This window comes from Aeromonas sp. FDAARGOS 1405, from assembly GCF_019048265.1.
Taxonomy (GTDB): domain Bacteria; phylum Pseudomonadota; class Gammaproteobacteria; order Enterobacterales; family Aeromonadaceae; genus Aeromonas; species Aeromonas veronii_A.
Map to the genome: position 1 here is coordinate 4,143,967 of NZ_CP077311.1, position 17,880 is coordinate 4,161,846.

Below are 17,880 nucleotides of genomic sequence, written 5' to 3' on the forward strand. Positions count from 1 at the left end.
TTGCAACCCCGACGGTTGCTTAACAGGATGTTGTTTGTTCATGTCGTCTACCGCTCTCAGTCATCTTCCTCCTGCCCTCCAGACGCCGCTCTTTTTCCGTCTGGATCTGCGCAGTCAACGGCTGGTCGCCCTGACCGACGTGATGCAAACCCCGCTCTACTGGCTCGATGAGCCGCGCGCCCCCTGGCCTGCCCAGCTTCCCGATGCCCTGCGCCTGCCCATCGAACAACTGCTGGCCAACGGCCATGGCGGCAAGATCAGCGTGCGCTTTGCCAGCCAGCTCTGGCACATCGCCCTCGCTCACGAGCAGGATGGCTTCTGGCTCATCTGTCTGCAGAACCTTCGTCAGGAGCCCATCGCCGATCTGGCATTGCAACTGCCGCGCCTCAGCCAGATGGCGAGCCAGCAACAGTATGCGCCCCTGCTCGAGGCCCTTAAAGAGAGTTTGGGGGCCGATCGGCTCATCCTCTGGCACTATCAGGCCAACGGCGATCTCGGCAGCGAGCAACTCACCCCGGTGTTCACCCTGGGGGTCGAAGCGCTCTACCCCATTCGTGGTGACAGCCGCTATATCCGCGCCCTGCGTACCCGCAAAGCGTTGAGTTTCTCGGAGGCCGCCCACCAGCCGATGCTGAGCAATCACCTCTATCTGACCAGTGCCGGTGTGCGCTCACGCCTTGATGGTGCCCTGCTGGAGCAGGACAAGCTGTTCGGGGTGCTGAGTCTGGAGTATCTCGATCCCACCCCGCTTAGCGAGGAGATGTTGCAACTGGTGCGCAGCAGCGCCCAGCTGCTCGGCCACTGGCAACCGCAACCGGAAGAGCACCGCGCCGAGCTGGCCCTCCCGCCCGAACTGCACCAGCAGACCGGCATCGACTACTGCAAGACGCTGGTAAGCTGGGCCATGAGCGCCAGCGGTGCCCGGGTGGGCTGGATCGGCGAGTTCCAACCCCGCGGTCAGGATCTCTGGATCATCCCCCGCTGCGTCATCAACGAGGAGATCTGCTCCACCCTCAAGCCCATCCAGCTCGACCCCGGCCCCGCTCAGGAGCTGTTCCAGCATGGTCAGGCCATCTATGTGGAAGATCTGCCCGTGCGCTATCCCAAGGCGACCCGGCTGCTGGCCCTCAACGCCAGCGCCTACATCGGCATTCCACTCCATGGCCAGAGCGGCGCCCCCATTGGCCAGATCACCCTGCTGCTCGATACCCCCCTCGAGGAGCCCGAACAGCTTCTGGATCTATTGAGCAGCCAGCACGAGCGGGCCGCCATCGAGCTCAAGCGCCTCGCCACCGACGATGCCCTGCGGCTGGCTGAGGTAGCCTTTAATACCCACGATGGGCTGATCGTGATGGATCACAACGGCATCATCCTCAAGGTCAACCACTCCTTCAGCCGGATCACCGGATTTGGCGAGGTAGAGGTGATCGGTCACTCCATTCGCAAGCTGCGCCCCACCTACTACGGGGATCATCTCAAGGAAGATGTCAGCCGCACCGTCAACGAGCAGGCGTTCTGGCTCGGGGAAGAGCGCTGCCTGCACAAGGATGGTCACCTCTTTCCGGTGCGCTTGATGGTGAACGGCGTCAAGGATGAGCAGGGGGAGCTCAGCCACTTTATCTGCAGCTTCTACGACATCACCCAGGAACAAGAGGCAGCCAGACATATCGAGCAGCTCGCCTACTACGACGATCTCTGCGGTCTGCACAACCGCCGCAGCCTCAACCATATTTTGCAGCAGACCCTGAGCGCCCCCAACGGCCAGTGGGGCGCCCTGCTGCTGGTGGATCTCGACAACTTCAAGTCGATCAACGACTCCCTCGGTCATGCCTGCGGCGATCTGCTGCTGCAGGCCGTGGTGCAGCGTTTCAGGGAGCTGCCCCAGGACAATCTGGTGCAGGCGCGCATCTCGGGGGATGAGTTTGCCCTGCTCTTTACCCAGCTCGGACAAGGCGAGGTCACCGCCAAAATTCTGGCAGAGCACTTCGCCCGCGAGCTGATGGGGCTGTTTCGCACCCCGTTCGACATCGGTGATCACAAACTGCACTGCAGCGCCTCGGTGGGGATCAGCCTCTTCTCCGGCAACGAGACGGATCATCTGGTCCTGATGCAACAGGCCGACACCGCGACCCACATGGCCAAGCGCGCCGGTCAGGGCCACTACGTCTTCTTTACCGAGGCGATGGCCCAGCACGAGAAAAATCGGCTGACCCTCACCAATGAGCTGCGCGATGCCCTGCGTCATCACGAGCTGCAGCTCCACTATCAACCGCAATACAGGGTCGACAATGGCTCGCTGTCGGGTATCGAGGCGCTGCTGCGCTGGCAGCGCAGCGACGGCACCATGGTGCCACCCGGGGAGTTTATCCCCATCGCCGAAGAGACCAGCCTGATCCTCGAAATCGGCTACTGGGTGATGAAGACCGCCTGCGCCCAATACAGCTTCTGGCTCAACCGTGGCCTGCAGATCCCCCATCTGTCGGTCAACGTCAGTGCCCGCCAGTTCCACACCCAGGGCTTCGTACAACAGGTGGAGTACATCTTGCGCGATACCGGTGTGCCCCCTTCCCGCCTGCTGCTGGAGGTGACCGAATCGGTAGTCTTGGAGAATCGGCAGGAGAGTATCGCCAGAATGCGCCAGCTCAAGGAGCTCGGCATCCTCATCTCCATCGATGACTTCGGTACCGGCTACTCGTCGCTGGCCTATCTGCGGGATCTGCCCGCCGATGAGGTGAAGCTGGACAGAAGCTTCATTCAGACCCTGGTACACAGCGAACAGGACAGAGCCATCGTCAAGGCGATACTCGATCTGGCCCAGGTCTTTCGTTTTACCGTCACCGCCGAAGGGGTGGAAGAGGGGGCGCAGCTGGCCATCCTCAAAGCACTGGGATGCCAGCATTATCAAGGGTTTCTCACCAGTCGGCCGCTCACCGTCAAGGGGCTGGAGCAGCTGCTTGGCAGCCGGGCGCCGGACTAAAGGTGTAGGATCAATAGGGGTTTATGTAATAAAATAACGGCCTGCTCGAATCGTTGGAGTTGTTTATGTCTGTCATTAATCGGATCCCTGCCGTTGAAATCAGCCAGCCAGCCGGAGCTCACGGCACCGTTGGCCGGATCCATTCCGTCGAAACCTGCGGCACTGTCGATGGCCCGGGAATACGCTTTATCGTATTCATGCAAGGCTGCCTGATGCGCTGCAAGTACTGCCACAACCGCGATACCTGGGATACCGAAGGTGGCCGCGAAGTGACCGTACCGGAGTTGATGAGTGACATCACCAGCTATCGCCACTTCATGAATGCCTCCGGCGGTGGCGTGACAGCGTCCGGCGGTGAAGCCATGCTGCAACCCGCTTTCATTACCGAACTCTTTACTGCCTGCAAAGAGAAAGGGATCCACACCTGTCTCGATACCAACGGCTTCGTCCGCCATCTCGACGAACAGGTGGACAAACTGCTCGACCAGACCGATCTGGTGCTGCTCGATATCAAACAGATCAATGACGAGAAACACATTCCGCTGACCCATGTCAGCAACAGATACACCCTGGAGTTTGCCCGCTATTTGGCAGCCAAAGGCAAGACCATGTGGATCCGCTACGTGGTGGTGCCGACCTGGAGCGACGACGACGAGAGCGCCGAAGGGCTGGGCCAATTTATCGCCGAGCTGGGCGAGAGCGTGGAGAAGGTGGAGCTGCTCCCCTACCATGAGCTGGGCAAACACAAGTGGGACGTGCTGGGAGACCCGTACGAGCTGAGCGGGATCAAGCCCCCCAGCAAGGAGACCATGGAACGGGTCAAGGGCATCCTCGGCAAGTACCACAACAACGTCAAATATTGATGGTAAAAGCAGGCTGACTCGTCAGCCTGCTCTGCTATGGGCGGTCGGGAAGGCCGCCCGGACTCTACTGCATGAATGGACGACAAGATGAGTGAAGGACAACTCGCCGCCCTCCTGATCTGGCTGGTACTGCTGGCCTTCAGCCTGCGCCGCTCCCTGTGGCAAACCCTCCATGACAACCCCCTCTATCAACACCTGCTGCTGGGGAGTGCCATCGCGCTGGTGCCGCTCTGGTATCTAAGGGCCGGCCTGCATGAGGGGCTGGAGGTCCATTTTCTCGGGCTCACCTCCCTCACCCTGCTGCTGGGCTGGCGGCTGGCGTTGCTCGCCCCCTGCCTGACCCTGCTGGTGCTCGGTTACTTCGGCGTCACCAATCTGGCCGATTTTGGCTGGCAAGCGCTGGTTGGCATCGCCCTGCCGGTGGCCACCAGCTGGCTGCTGTTTCTGGCCAGCTGGGCCTGGCTGCCGCGCCATCTCTTTGTCTATATCTTCGTTGCCGCCTTTCTCGGCGGCGCCATCACCATCTCGGTCAAGGTGGCCGCCAGCGCGTTGCTGATGGGGCTAAGTGACAGCTACCCCTGGCACACCATCACGGCAGATTACCTCTCCATCTGGCCACTGCTGCTGTTCCCCGAAGCCCTGCTCAACGGCATGGCGATGACAGTACTGGCCATCTACCGCCCTCACTGGGTCAATACCTTCTTCGACCGCACCTATCTGGGCAAGTAGCTCCCTCTTTCCTGATCTGCGCCCATAAAAAAGGAGAGGCCATCGCCTCTCCTTTTGGTATTCAACATGGTGCCAAATCCCGGCTTAGTGCAGCTTCAGGGTCGGGCGCAGTACCCGGTTGATGCGACCCACCAGCATGATGAGGCCGGTCTTGACGTAGCCGTGCAGGGCGATCTGGTGCATCCGGTAGAGGGAGATGTAGACCAGACGGGCAATGTAGCCCTCGACCATCATGGAGCCGCGCATCAGGTTGCCCATCAGGCTGCCCACGGTGGAGAAGCGGCTGAGGGACACCAGCGAACCGTGGTCGTGGTAGAGGTAGGGCTTCATCTCGCCGCCATTCATCTTGGCCAGAATGTTCTTGAATGCCTGGCTGGCCATCTGGTGGGCAGACTGGGCGCGCGGCGGCACAAACTTGCCATCCGGCTGCGGGCAGGCTGCGCAGTCACCGATAACGAAGATGTTCTCATCACGGGTGGTCTGCAGGGTCTCTTTCACCACCAGCTGGTTGATGCGGTTGGTCTCAAGACCCGCGATATCCTTCATAAAGTCAGGCGCCTTGATGCCGGCCGCCCACACCATCAGGTCAGCTTCAATCAGCTCGCCATCCTTGGTGTGCAGACCGTCGCTGGTCGCTTCGGTGATCATGGTGGCGGTACGCACATCCACGCCCAGCTTGACCAGCTCCTGATGGGCGGCGCCGCTGATGCGCTCCGGCAGAGCCGGCAGAATGCGCGGGCCCGCTTCCACCAGGGTCACCTTCAGGCTGTCGGTGGTGAGGTTCTTGAAGCCGTAGGCATAGAGCTGCTCGACCGCGTTGTAGAGCTCGGCAGAGAGCTCGACGCCGGTGGCGCCGCCGCCGACGATGGCAATCTTCACCTTGTCGCCCGGCTTATATTCGGTGGCGAACTGCAGGAAGCGGTTCATCATGCTGTTGTGGAAGCGGTGCGCTTGGGAGGGGCTATCCAGGAAGATGCAGTGATCCTTGATGCCCTTGGTGTTGAAGTCATTGGAGACAGAACCGATGGCCATCACCAGATAGTCGTAGGGCAGCTCGCGCTCGTTGACCACGATGTCGCCATTGTCGTCGTGGATCGGGGCCAGCACGATGCGTTTCTCGTCGCGCTTGATGTCGGTCAGGGTGCCGAGCTGGAAGTCGAAACCGTGGTTCTTGGCGTGAGACTGGTAGCTCAGGGCATCGATGCCCGCATCCATGGATCCAGTGGCTACTTCGTGCAGCAAGGGTTTCCACAGGTGGGTGCGGTTGCGATCGACCAGAGTGATCTTGGCCTTGTTCTTTTTGCCAAGCTTGCGACCCAGACTGGTAGCAAGCTCCAGGCCACCGGCGCCGCCGCCTACAACGACAATATTCATCATGATGATTTTCCTCGGTTCCTCAAAACGAAAGGGAGCCATTGGCTCCCTAAAACGAAATCGGTCGACGTGATGGATCAGGCTTCTTTGAAGGCCTTCATCCGCTGTAGATGATGCGAGATATTTTTGAACTTATGAGTCTCGCGCTCATCCCACACGATGTCGTAATAGTTCTTCAATTCACGTTCAGTGTCCCGATTATCGCGCACTTCATCCTGAACGGAAAGGATACACAGGCAGTTTCCTGAATTTTTCTTACGAAATTCAGTTACACACTTGGTACCGATATCGTCATATTCTTCCGGCCGGTCGATCTTGCCCTGCATGTTCTCTTCTGGGTGCAGGTTGGGGTTGAAGATCACCTGGCGAATGCCGCACAGAAAGCCGATCCGTTCGCTCCAGTAGCCACCAAGTCCGACACCGCAGATCAGTGGTTTGGGATCGGTACTCATATCGAGCTGTTTTTTCACTTCCTTGAGCAGATGGCTCATATCATGACGGGGGTGAACCGTGCTGTAGTGCACGAAACGCACATCATCATCAATAAACTGCAACTGCAGCACTTTCTCGTGATTGCCGGGGCTGGTGGCATCAAAGCCATGCAGATAGATGATCATGGATAAGACCTCAGGAACTGTGTCGGTTTTATCGAAACTACCCCAGCGGCTGCCCCGCGCGCCACCAAAACATCCAACTTTCTTGCTTTGGATCACGCCCCCGCCCCCGATTGCGCCTTGTGACCCGCGAGCGCTGTCACATGCAGGGGGGCGCATTGCGAGCAACGCTCTGGTGCCTGGCTATCAAAGTGAGATCGCCAGACCGATAATGATAAATCCCTTACCAATCTGAGATGCCCCACCTCCTTCCCCTGCCAACAGCCGGACACTTATCTGGCCGGTATGTGACTCATCGCGCAAAAACAAGGCGTTATCGCCAAACGTTTTCGCTCATGAGCGGCATTGTGCATGTTTTGTGCACTGACCCGTGCTGCACCGGATCCCTCTCACCACTGCAAAGGGATCTGGCACGTCAGTCAATACACGAGATCAATGACCGGGAAAGCTGCGGCTTTCACTATCTTGCCTGTAGCAGTTGCGCGGGCTTCAAGGAGTGATCTGTTCATGAACGAGACCAACCCCCCCTCCCCCCGACCGGGCACGCGCAAGCGCCCGGTGGATGAAGTGGAGCGCATGCTCCCCATGGGCCAACTCTTTACCTTGGGCCTGCAACATGTGCTGGTGATGTACGCCGGCGCCGTGGCGGTGCCGTTGGTGATCGGCGGCAGTCTGGGGCTGCCCAAGGATCAAATCTCCTACCTCATCAGTTCGGATCTCTTCTGCTGCGGCATCGTCACCCTGCTGCAATGTGTCGGGATTGGCCGCTTTGCCGGGATCCGGCTGCCGGTCATCATGTCGGTCACCTTTGCCGCCGTGATGCCCATGCTGGCCATCGGAGCCAACCCGGATCTGGGGCTGACGGGCATCTTCGGCGCCACCATTGCCGCCGGTATCATCTCGACCCTGCTGGTGCCGCTGATAGGTCGGCTGATGCCACTCTTCCCCACCGTCGTCACCGGGGTGGTTATCACCTCCATCGGGATCAGCATCATGCAGGTGGGGATCGACTGGATGGCGGGGGGCAAGGGTAATCCGGAATATGGCAGCCTGCGCTATATCGGCACCAGCTTTCTGGTGCTCGTTTTTATCCTGCTGGTGACCCGCTTCACCAAGGGCTTTTTCAGCAATATCTCGGTGCTGCTCGGGATCATCTTCGGTTTCGTGGTGGCCATCGCCATGGGCGAAGTGAGCCTCGATGGCCTCGGCGAGGCAGCCTGGTTTGCCCCCATAGTGCCCTTCGCCTTCGGCTGGCCCACCTTCGATCCCATCTCCATCGCCACCCTGACGGTGATCATGCTCATCACCTTTATCGAATCCATGGGGATGTTTCTGGCCCTTGGCGACATCGTCGGCCATCCGGCCAGGCGCGGTGATATCGTACGCGGGCTGCGGGTGGATGGCATCGGCACCATTATTGGTGGAATATTCAACAGCTTCCCCCACACCTCCTTCTCCCAGAATATCGGTCTGGTGAGCGTGACCGGGGTATCGAGTCGCTGGGTCTGCGTGATGTCGGGGGGGATCCTGCTCGCCTTTGGCCTCATCCCCAAGATGTCGGTGCTGGTCGCCTCCATCCCGCCCTTCGTACTGGGGGGCGCTGGCATCGTGATGTTCGGCATGGTGCTGGCCACCGGGATCCGCATCCTGGCGCGCACCGATTACAACAGCAATCGCCACAACCTCTATATCGTCGCCATCAGTCTCGGAATTGGCATGATCCCGACGGTCTCCGGGAATTTTTTCCAACAGCTTCCGGCGCAGCTACAACCGCTTTTTCATAGCGGTATCCTGCTGGCCACCATCAGTTCAGTGCTGCTCAACCTCTTCTTCAACGGCTATCAGCCAGATCTGACTCACCAGACCCGCCCCCTGTTCGTTGGCCCCATCAAACCGCAGCAAGAGCAGGCATAACAAACAGGCCCCCGGACAGCGAGACTGTCCGGGGGCCTGTTGTTCATATCACCGCTGACCCAATCAGGCAGGCAACTGCGTGAAGCGCTCTACCGCCTGCGCTACTTGTGCCAGACTCCCCTGCCAGAAGGCGGCCTCACGGATATCCTGCCCCAGATGCTTGGCTACCAGATCTTCGGCGCTCATCCGGCCGGTATCGCGCAGCAAGGCGCGATACGCCTCGGCCACGCCCTCTTCCCCCGCCGCTTTGCGGCTCGTCAACTGCTGATAGACCCCGAGGCTGAACAGGTAACCGAACAGATAGGGGTAGTTGTAAAAACCCAGCCCCGCGATGGAGAAGTGCGCCTTGGCCGCCCAGAACATGGGGTGATAGCGGGTCAGGCTCCCCTCATACCAGCGTCCCCACGCCTCGTCGGTCAACGCCTTGAGCCGCTCTGCGGATACATAACCCTGCGCCCGCTCAGCCACCAAGGCCTGCTCGAAATCGAAGCGAGCCGGGATATTGACCAGGAAGGTGGCCGCGCCGTCGGCCTCCGCCCAGGCGATCGCCAACTGCTCTTCCGGGCTTTGCGCCTGCTCGAACAGGGCGCTGCGCACCAGGGTTTCGGCGAAGATGGAGGCGGTCTCCGCCAGCGTCATGGGGTAGCTGCGCTGACTCATCGGCAGATCGCGGATCACCCAGTTGTGCCAGGCGTGACCCAGCTCATGGGCCAGCGTAATGACATTGTCCATGGTGCCGGCATAGGTAACGAAGACCCGCGGTTCGACCGGTTTGGCAAACTTGGTGCAGTAGGCGCCGGTGCGGCGATTTGGCGTGGGCGCCGCATCAATCCACCCCTTCTCGGCCATCATGCGGGCAAACGCCCCCATCTCGGGATCGAATCGGCTAAAGGCATCGGCAATCAACTCGATCGCCTCATCAAAAGGAATGTCACGGCTGCAGGAAGCTGGCGGCGGCGCAAAGAGATCCTCCGGCCCCAAATCGTCGAGACCAAGGCGCTCGGCCATCAGCTCCAGCGCCCGCTGGCCCAACCCACGGGCTCGCCAGGTTTCGCTCATCAGGGCATCGAGGGTGGCACGCTCGATATGGCTCTGGTGGCAGGAGAGATCCAGCGCATCGAGCACACGGGTTTTACCGCGCTGACGGGCCAGCTCCAGCCGCCAGCCGTTGAGGGCATTGAGGATAGCGGCAACCGTCTCCTGCTCCCCTTCCCAACCGGCGCTGATGGCATCAAAGGCTTCTAAACGCAGCGCACGTATCGGGCTGGAGAGCAGATTGCTTGCCTCGGCCAGCCCCATCTCGCGGCCATCAATGGTTAACCGGATCTTGCCCACCAGATCGTTGTAGAGGTTGCCCCAGGCGTGCAGGCCATCGGTGCCCAGACCGATCACCAGCTGCTCCGCCGCCACCGGCAGGCGCTGATCCTGCAAGCGACGCTCGTGGCGCAGGCGGTACGCCTCTTCACCGAGCAGCGGATCCACCATCAGCGCGGCGAATTCCTCTTCCGGCAACGCCAGCATCAGATCTTCCACCGGCGCCAGGGTCTTGAACAGATCGGCATTAAGGGCGCGAGCACGGGACGCCAGCTGTTTGGCCTGCGGATCCCGCGCATCCTGACTGCCACGGCAGGCGGCCAGAATGGCGACGTTCCAGCCGACATGGCGAATATCGCGGGCGCGCAACCGCACTTCCCGCAAGAAATCCAGCAGCGCTGCGTCATCGCCGCGCACCCCGTCCAGACCTGCCATATAGCTGGCCAGCTCTTCCAGCGCGTGGCGGGCAGCGCGCATGTCCGCTTCCAGCTCCGGGCTGTCGAGGCCCGGGTAGATATGGTCGTTATTCCACTGTTGTTGATACATAGCTTCTCGCAAAGGCCTTTATCGGGAGGCGCAGCAGACCTCCGGGCAGCAAGTCCGAAACCGGGCAACCCGAAGGCCAAAAAATGAAGAGAGGAAAAAGAGAACATAGCCCGCAAGCTCGCTTATCCCTTGGCCGGGGCAAGACGGCTCACCAGCGTCATCACGGCAACCAGCAGCAGACCCGCCACCACACCGGCCACGGCGTTGAGCAGCGTCGGCGTCACCGCCGCCAGTACGGCCCCTACTGTTGGCAGGGTGGCGACAACAGCGGCTGCGCCTTCAATCAGGTGATGGGCAAAAGGCCAGCCATGCACCAGAATGCCACCACCCACCATAAACATGGCAATGGTGCCGACCAGTGCCAGCAGGTGCATCAGACGGGGCGCCGTCACCAACAGTCCCTGCCCCACCGCGCGGCGCAGGGTGCTGCCATCGGGCTTTTGCAGCAGATGCAGACCGATGTCATCAAGCTTGACGATCAGCCCCACCAACCCGTAGACCCCGATGGTCATCAGCAGGGCGATGCCAGCCACTACCGAGAGCTGCAGCGCGAGGCTTGCTCCCTGTACCGTGCCAAGGGCGATAACGATGATCTCGGCAGAGAGAATAAAATCGGTGCGGATCGCTCCCTTCACCTTCTGCTGCTCGAAGGCCACCAGATCATCGGGAATAGGGGCTGTATGTGCCTCCCCCTCACTCGCTTCATGGGGCAGGAACTTGTGGGCCAGCTTCTCGGCCCCTTCAAAGCAGAGGTAGGCGCCTCCCAGCATCAAGAGTGGCGTGATAAGCCAGGGCACCAGCGCACTGATGGCGATGGCGGCAGGCACCAGAATCAGCTTGTTGCGAAATGAGCCCTTGGCCACCGCCCACACCACCGGCAGCTCCCGCTCGGCACGCACTCCGGAAACCTGCTCTGCGTTGAGGGCCAGATCGTCGCCCAACACCCCGGCGGTCTTCTTGGCCGCCATCTTGGTCATCAGCGCCACGTCATCAAGCACGCTGGCAATATCGTCGAGCAGGGCCAACAAACTGGTTCCAGCCATATCAAAGATCCCTTATATCAGTGAGAAACGTCTTCCCGAAAAATGTCTCGCGCTCGTTCACCACGACCTTGGTCATCAGCGTCACGTCATCAAGCACGCTGGCGATATCATCGAGCAGGGCCAACAAACTGGTTCCGGCCATATCAAAGATTCCTTATATCAGTGAGACCCCCCCCGGGAGAGAGGTGTACGTCCCGATAACCACCAGGGTCAACAGGACCACCTAATGGCGATCGCAGGCCATCATCGGCCGAGCCAAAAATCCGGCGCTCGCCATCGGGGGGTTACGTCTTGCGTGCAAAAGATGGCACAGTGTAACGAGAAGCCGCCGTTTCGGCAGCCCCCCTGAGCCATTTGTTCCTGGTTCCCTCTGAATCACCTCAAGGAGTTCCCATGCAACCCTGGCAACCTCTGCTCGCTCTCTGGTTTGGCGACGAAGCCGATGATGTCCTGCGGGCCACACGGCAAGCCCCCCTCTGGTGGGGGAAAAGCAGCGAAACGGATACCCTGCTGGCCAGCCGCTTTGGCGAGCTGGCAGAGGCGGCAGCCAAGGGCAGTCTCGCCCACTGGGCCGATCTCCCCAGCGGTCGGCTGGCGCTGATCCTGCTGCTCGACCAGTTGCCCCGCAATATCCATCGCGGCACGCCTGCGGCCTTTGCCCGGGATCCTCTGGCAAGGGATTTCTGCCTGAAAGGGCTGTCCATCGGTGCTGACAAATCCCTCTCGCCACTGGAGCGGGTCTTCTTCTATCTGCCGCTGGAGCATGCCGAATCCCGCGAACAACAGGCCAGAAGTGTGGCGCTGTTCGAGGCACTGGCTGCCGAGCAAGCTGGCACACCGGCGCAGGCGACCTTTGCCGGATTTGCCGACTTTGCCCGCCGCCATCAGGTGATCATCGAACGCTTTGGCCGCTTCCCCCACCGCAACGACATTCTGGGTCGCACCAGCACACCGGAAGAGGCGACATTTTTGCAGCAACCGGGCTCAGGCTTCTAAGCAGGCCATATAAAAAATCCCCGCCAGCTGGCTGGCGGGGATAGCAGATGGATAACAACTCTCGGCGTTACTGAATGCGATAGCGGGATATCTGCTGGTGGATGCTCTCGGTGGTGACATTGAGCTCCTCGGCTGCGGCTGAGGTCTCCTCCGCTGTGCTGCTGGTTTGCTGCACGACCTGAGCAATCTGCTCTACCTGGTGAGCGATCGACTCGGCGGCCGAACTCTGCTCGCGGATGGCATTGGTGATCTCGCCCACCTGCTCCATCACCCGGTGCGACGCACTGCGGATCTCGGCAATAATGGCGCCACTCTCGGTAGCCATGTTGACCCCCTGGCTCACCTTCTCCTCCACCAGATGCATGCGGGAGACCGTATTGTTCGACTCCTGCTGGATCGCCTCTACAGTGGCAGATATCTCCTGAGTGGATTGGGCTGTGCGCTCAGCCAGTTTGCGCACTTCATCTGCCACCACCGCAAAGCCACGGCCGGACTCCCCGGCCCTCGCCGCCTCAATGGCCGCGTTCAAGGCCAGCAAGTTGGTCTGCCCCGCCACATCACGGATCACGTTGACCACACCGCCAATGCGCGAAATGCCCTCACCCAGCGCAATGACCTCGGCCGAGGCCTGCCGAATGGAGTCGGCGATCTCGTTGATGGCATGAACGGTACGATCTATGGTTCTGCTTCCTTCGCTAGCCAGCTGCCCTGACTCATTGGTGATACGGCTCGTCTCCTGGGTACGCTGGGAGATATCTGTGATGCTGACAGTCATCTCTTCCACACCGGCGGCGATCAGACTGGTAGCATCATTGGCCTGACTGGCCGAGCTGGCGAGGTGCTGCGCCGCTTGAGAGAGGGATTCGGCAGTGCTCTTGATCTGCAAGCTGCCGACGGAAAATTCGGTAAATGTCTGTTGCAGCGTATCGAGCAACCGGTTGACCGCATTGAGGGTCAGACCAATCTCATCCTGCTGTTTCACATCCGCTCTGAGGGTAAAGTTGAGGTCGCGCTGGATCCGGGTCAGGGTATCCATGGCGGTGCGAAGAGGATTGGCCACCTGATTGAACAACCAGACAAACAGCCCCATCGTCAGCACAATGGTGCCACCGGCGATAAACAGCAGGGTTTGCAGGCTGTTGTCGTAGTTCTCCTGGCCCTGCTTCTTGAGCGCCAGTCCCAAATCCATATTGAAGTTGACGTGAAGCTCGATTGCCTTGGCAAACTGCTGGAACACTCTGGTGGCTTCTCCCGCCAGCATGTCTCGCGCTTCATCGTTCTTGTTTTGTCTGGAGAGCTGCAGAACCTTGTCTATCTCCTGATAATATTGCGCGACAATACGTTGATCATCGTCGGTCAGGCGCCGATCTTCATCATTGGAGAGCATCTCAGCTTTGTATTTGTCGAGCAGTGAAGTGATCTGTCCCTGTATCTCGGTGATACCCGTTTCGATCTGCTGCATCTTGCCGGTGTCGGTATTGAGCACATGTGTCTGCACCAGCGAGTGCAATTCATAGAAATCGGCCTGCACTTCCTTAATCAGCGAAATACTGGGCACCGTATTGTCCGTCACATAGCCTAAATCCCGGTTGGCCGAATCGAGGCGGTTGATACTGAACCAACTGAGAAAAATGAGCGTCAGCATCACCAGCAGCGCGATCAGTTGCAGTCGACGAGCAATATTCATAACCGTACACTCCAGATGAAAACTATCTAGCAGTGTAGACGAGCCATAAACAACAACGGCCCGCATTGGCGGGCCGTTGTTGTTTATTTTTCATGGCGTTGTGATCAGGCTTTGGCTGGCTCACTCTCGCCCAGCGCGACGGTTTCACCCAGACTGTCTTCGGTCTTGGCGACCACGCTGGCGGCGATGGCGTTGCCCAGCACGTTGGTGGCTGAGCGGCCCATGTCGAGGAAGTGGTCGATCCCCAGCAGCAGCAGGATGCCCGCTTCCGGAATATGGAACTGGTTCAGGGTAGCGGCAATCACCACCAGAGAAGCGCGCGGCACCCCGGCCATCCCCTTGGAGGTGACCATCAACAGCAGCAGCATGGTGATCTGCTGGGCCATGGAGAGCTCGATGCCATACGCCTGGGCGATGAACATCACCGCGAAGGTGCAGTACATCATGGAGCCGTCGAGGTTGAAGGAGTAACCCATCGGCAACACGAAGCTGGCGATGCGCTTGTCACAACCGAACTTCTCCAGACGATCCAGGGTCTTCGGATAGGCGGCTTCGGAGCTGGCGGTCGAGAAGGCGAGCAGGATGGGCTCGCGGATCATCGCCAGCAGTTTGATGACACGGCCACGCAGGAAGACGCTGCCCATGGCGATCAGCAGCAGCCAGAGACAGGCCAGCGCAATATAGAACTGGGCCATAAAGCTGCCGTAGGTAACCAGAATACCCAGCCCCTCTTTGGCCACCATGGCGGCGATGGCGCCAAACACCGCGAACGGCGCAAAGTTCATCACATAACCGGTCACTTTCAGCATGATCTCGGCAGCGCTGGCCATCAGCACCACTACCGGCTTGGCCAGATCGCCGAGCGCGGCGGCAGCCAGACCGAAGAAGAGGGAGAAGACCACGATCTGCAGGATCTCGTTGGTGGCCATCGCCTCGACCACGCTCTTGGGGATGGCGTGGGTCACAAAATCTTTCAGGGTAATGGCACCGGCAGCAATGCCCGAGCTGGCGGTGTCATTGGGCAGGGAGAGCGAAAGCCCCACACCCGGCTGCATCAGGGTCACCATCACCAGACCCAGGCTCAGGGACATCAGGGAGGCCAGCATAAACCAGCCGAGGGTCTTGGCACCGATACGCCCCACGGTGCGGGTGTCGCCCATCTTGGCGATACCGACCACCAGGGTGGTGAAGACCAGGGGAGCGATGATCATCTTGATCAGTCGCAGGAAGATATCGGTCAGGATCGTGATGTTATTGGCAAAATCCGCAGCCTGATCTGCGGCAAACATGCGATAGCCCTGGCCGGTGAGGATGCCAAACATCATGGAGATGAGGATGGCGACCGTCAGTTTATTCATTTTCATGGGGGAGTCCCGGTTTTGATTGGTGCAAGCCGTAAACGGTGGCATGGGAGCCACAACAGTCCGTTTTTGTGATCCGAGCCGTTGATTCCTGGCGGCTGGTATGCTGGGAGAATGCCTAAAAGCAGGGGGTAAATCTAGAGGCTTTCTCCAGAATTTTATCCTGCCATTAGGTGCATGTGATATAGATCTTGCAAACCACCAATATTAATCACTGTTTATTTTGATTTCAGCGAGATATTTCGCATCCAGAGTTCGCTCATCGAGTGCCCGTGGCAACAGGCGAAAAGTGAGCAGCGCCGAGATGGTATGCTGCACCTGCATCTGGGCCATAAAGAGATCCGGCTCATCCTCGTCAAAGCCGAAGATCGGCCGTGATGGGGTCACCCTGACGGCATCGCGGTTAATGGTCAGCTCATCGACCTTGAGCCAGGAGTAACCCTCTGCCAGTGCCAGCTCCCCTGCCCGCTTGAGCACATATTTGCGGGCGGTCTCCCTGTCCACCAGATCGTTGCCGACAAACTCCAGCTGCCACTTGTCCGGGCCAAGCCGGGTCTGGGAAAAACCGGTCTGGCCGTTCCAGAATGACTTTTCACTCTGGTAAGGGGTGGCGCAGCCCACCAGCAGCAGGGTGAGCATCAGCAGACAACAGGGTTTAGATACGGATGCAGACACGAGAGGCCTCGCCAGGCAAATGAGCAACAGAGTTGTTACTACACCATAAAGCGCGGTGACTGCACAATCTGCTCACGCCAGCAGCGACCAGCGTGCATCACCACAGGCTTCACGCCTGTGCGGCGAATCGCAGGCAAAAGAAAAGGCCTTGTCGTTTGACAAGGCCTTTACCGGGGAATTTGGTCGGTGTGAGAGGATTCGAACCTCCGACCCTCTACACCCCATGCAGATGCGCTACCTGGCTGCGCTACACACCGACGGAGTCAGCTCGGCTGACGGGGGCAGAGTTTATGGAGATGACCCCGCCCTGTCAACAGGGAAACGCCGCCAATTCCTAAGCAACGGTGCGTTCGCCTGCTTTGCGAACAATCAGCGGTTAAAGGTCAGCCGCTTGCCCAGGAGCTGGTCAGTCACCTGCCCGTTTTGCCAGGCGATCTGGCCATTCACCAACGTCATCTCGACCGTGCTGTGGAAGCGGTAGCCGTTGAAGGGCGACCAACCACAGTGGTAGAGGATGTTGTCATCGTTGACCACATAGGGCTTGCCCAGATCCAGCAACACCAGATCGGCGAAATACCCCTCGCGGATATAACCGCGATCCTGCACCTGGAAGCGCTCGGCCACAGCATGGGAGGTCTTCTTGACGATAGTCTCCAGGGTAAACACGCCGTTGTGGTAGAGCTCCAGCAGCGCCTGCAAAGAGTGCTGCACCAGCGGCACGCCGGACGGCGCCTTGAAGTAGCTGTTCTGCTTCTCTTCCCAAGTGTGGGGGGCGTGGTCGGTGGCGATGATATCGAGCACATCGTTGCGTACCGCATCCAGCAGCGCCTGCTGGTCGGCAGCACTCTTCACCGCAGGGTTGCACTTGATCAGGCTGCCCTGGGTCTCGTAATCGGCATCATTGAAGAAGAGGTGGTGCACACACACCTCGGCGGTGATGTTCTTGTCCTTCAGCTCGCTCAGGTCGTGGCTGGCGGTAAACAGCGACAACTCCTTGGCCGAGGTCAGATGCAGCACATGCAGCTTGGCACCGTACTGCTTGGCCAACGCCACCGCCATGCTGGAGGATTTGTAGCACGCTTCGTCGCTGCGAATGCGGCCGTGCTCGCCCATCGGCACATTCTCGCCCCACTTGGCCCGTGCCACCTCTTCCGCCTTGGCGATGGTCGGGGTGTCTTCGCAGTGGGTCACGATCATCACCGGGCTCTCGCGGAAGATGGCCGCCAGTGTCTCCTGGTTGTCCACCAGCATGTTACCGGTCGAGGAGCCCATAAACACCTTGACCCCGCAGGACTGCTTGGGGTCGAGACGTTTGATCTCTGCAAGGTTGTCGTTGGTGGCGCCGAGATAGAAGCTGTAGTTGGCGACGGAGGAGTTGGCGGCGATCTGGTATTTGGCTTCGAGGGCTTCGAGGGTGGTGGTCTGGGGATTGACGTTGGGCATTTCCATGAAACTGGTGGTGCCACCGGCGACGGCGGCGCGGGATTCGCTGGCGATGGTCCCCTTGTGGGTCAATCCCGGCTCCCGGAAGTGGACCTGATCGTCGATCATTCCGGGGATAAGGTGGCGACCTGCCGCATCGATAACCAGCGCATCGGGCGCCTCGATATCCGGGGCAATGCGGGCAATCCGTTCCCCCTCGATCAACACATCGGAGGCATAGATGCGGCCTTCGTTGACCAGGGTGGCATTTTTGATAAGCAGTTTGTTCATGGGGGGTTCCAGTTCCTTTGCCGATAATCGCGGGTCATAATAGCGCAAAACTGCCCTTTCTCTGTAGCAAGGCC

At 59.6% G+C, this 17,880-nt stretch carries 14 protein-coding genes and 1 tRNA gene; 5 read left to right on the forward strand and 10 right to left on the reverse strand.

Annotation, left to right across the window (positions count from 1 at the left end; genetic code table 11):
• Positions 1-40 precede the first annotated feature (40 nt).
• The 3 genes from I6L35_RS18975 to I6L35_RS18985 all read left to right on the forward strand — a co-directional run bounded on the left by I6L35_RS18975 (position 41) and on the right by I6L35_RS18985 (position 4,569).
• Positions 41-2,977 carry an EAL domain-containing protein gene (locus I6L35_RS18975; RefSeq protein ID WP_216979034.1) on the forward strand — a complete coding sequence of 979 codons (2,937 nt, stop codon included), beginning with the start codon at positions 41-43 and terminating at the stop codon, positions 2,975-2,977.
• A 65-nt stretch (positions 2,978-3,042) separates the two neighbouring features.
• Entirely contained in the window at positions 3,043-3,840 is a 798-nt protein-coding gene (gene pflA / locus I6L35_RS18980; protein WP_005333994.1) for a pyruvate formate lyase 1-activating protein, read from the forward strand.
• Positions 3,841-3,927: 87 nt separating this feature from the next.
• Positions 3,928-4,569 carry an energy-coupling factor ABC transporter permease gene (locus tag I6L35_RS18985; protein WP_005361550.1) on the forward strand — a complete coding sequence of 214 codons (642 nt, stop codon included), beginning with the start codon at positions 3,928-3,930 and terminating at the stop codon, positions 4,567-4,569.
• Positions 4,570-4,653: 84 nt separating this feature from the next.
• Here the strand turns inward: I6L35_RS18985 and I6L35_RS18990 are convergent, their stop codons facing one another.
• Positions 4,654-5,946, reverse strand: coding sequence for an NAD(P)/FAD-dependent oxidoreductase (locus I6L35_RS18990; RefSeq protein ID WP_216979035.1), 1,293 nt, complete (start codon positions 5,944-5,946; stop codon positions 4,654-4,656).
• A gap of 74 nt (positions 5,947-6,020) precedes the next feature.
• Positions 6,021-6,560: an alpha/beta hydrolase YcfP gene (ycfP, locus tag I6L35_RS18995; RefSeq protein WP_005334000.1), complete on the reverse strand. Its 540-nt coding sequence runs from the start codon at positions 6,558-6,560 to the stop codon at positions 6,021-6,023.
• Positions 6,561-7,064: 504 nt separating this feature from the next.
• Here ycfP and I6L35_RS19000 point away from each other — a divergent pair.
• Positions 7,065-8,471, forward strand: coding sequence for a nucleobase:cation symporter-2 family protein (locus I6L35_RS19000; RefSeq protein WP_216979036.1), 1,407 nt, complete (start codon positions 7,065-7,067; stop codon positions 8,469-8,471).
• 63 nt (positions 8,472-8,534) lie between these two features.
• Here the strand turns inward: I6L35_RS19000 and I6L35_RS19005 are convergent, their stop codons facing one another.
• The 3 genes from I6L35_RS19005 to I6L35_RS19015 form a co-directional block, all read right to left on the reverse strand.
• Complete coding sequence (locus I6L35_RS19005; protein WP_216979037.1) at positions 8,535-10,331, reverse strand: M3 family oligoendopeptidase; 1,797 nt, start codon at positions 10,329-10,331, stop codon at positions 8,535-8,537.
• 122 nt (positions 10,332-10,453) lie between these two features.
• Positions 10,454-11,374, reverse strand: coding sequence for a DUF808 domain-containing protein (locus I6L35_RS19010; protein WP_216979038.1), 921 nt, complete (start codon positions 11,372-11,374; stop codon positions 10,454-10,456).
• Between the two features lies 1 nt (position 11,375).
• Positions 11,376-11,516, reverse strand: coding sequence for a hypothetical protein (locus I6L35_RS19015; protein ID WP_216979039.1), 141 nt, complete (start codon positions 11,514-11,516; stop codon positions 11,376-11,378).
• 251 nt (positions 11,517-11,767) lie between these two features.
• On the opposite strand from I6L35_RS19015, the gene I6L35_RS19020 reads away from it, so the two are divergent.
• Entirely contained in the window at positions 11,768-12,370 is a 603-nt protein-coding gene (locus tag I6L35_RS19020) for a DUF924 family protein (RefSeq protein ID WP_216979040.1), read from the forward strand.
• 67 nt (positions 12,371-12,437) lie between these two features.
• Here the strand turns inward: I6L35_RS19020 and I6L35_RS19025 are convergent, their stop codons facing one another.
• The 5 genes from I6L35_RS19025 to I6L35_RS19045 form a co-directional block, all read right to left on the reverse strand.
• A complete protein-coding gene (locus I6L35_RS19025; protein ID WP_216979041.1) occupies positions 12,438-14,057 on the reverse strand; it encodes a methyl-accepting chemotaxis protein in 1,620 nt (539 codons plus the stop codon).
• Between the two features lie 104 nt (positions 14,058-14,161).
• Positions 14,162-15,421: a dicarboxylate/amino acid:cation symporter gene (locus I6L35_RS19030; RefSeq protein WP_005334018.1), complete on the reverse strand. Its 1,260-nt coding sequence runs from the start codon at positions 15,419-15,421 to the stop codon at positions 14,162-14,164.
• Positions 15,422-15,625: 204 nt separating this feature from the next.
• Positions 15,626-16,057 (reverse strand): hypothetical protein, encoded by a 432-nt coding sequence (locus I6L35_RS19035; RefSeq protein ID WP_216980324.1) that lies wholly within the window; start codon positions 16,055-16,057, stop codon positions 15,626-15,628.
• Between the two features lie 216 nt (positions 16,058-16,273).
• A tRNA-Pro gene (locus tag I6L35_RS19040) sits at positions 16,274-16,350 on the reverse strand.
• A gap of 112 nt (positions 16,351-16,462) precedes the next feature.
• Complete coding sequence (locus I6L35_RS19045) at positions 16,463-17,806, reverse strand: dihydroorotase (protein WP_216979042.1); 1,344 nt, start codon at positions 17,804-17,806, stop codon at positions 16,463-16,465.
• Between the last annotated feature and the right edge of the window lie 74 nt (positions 17,807-17,880).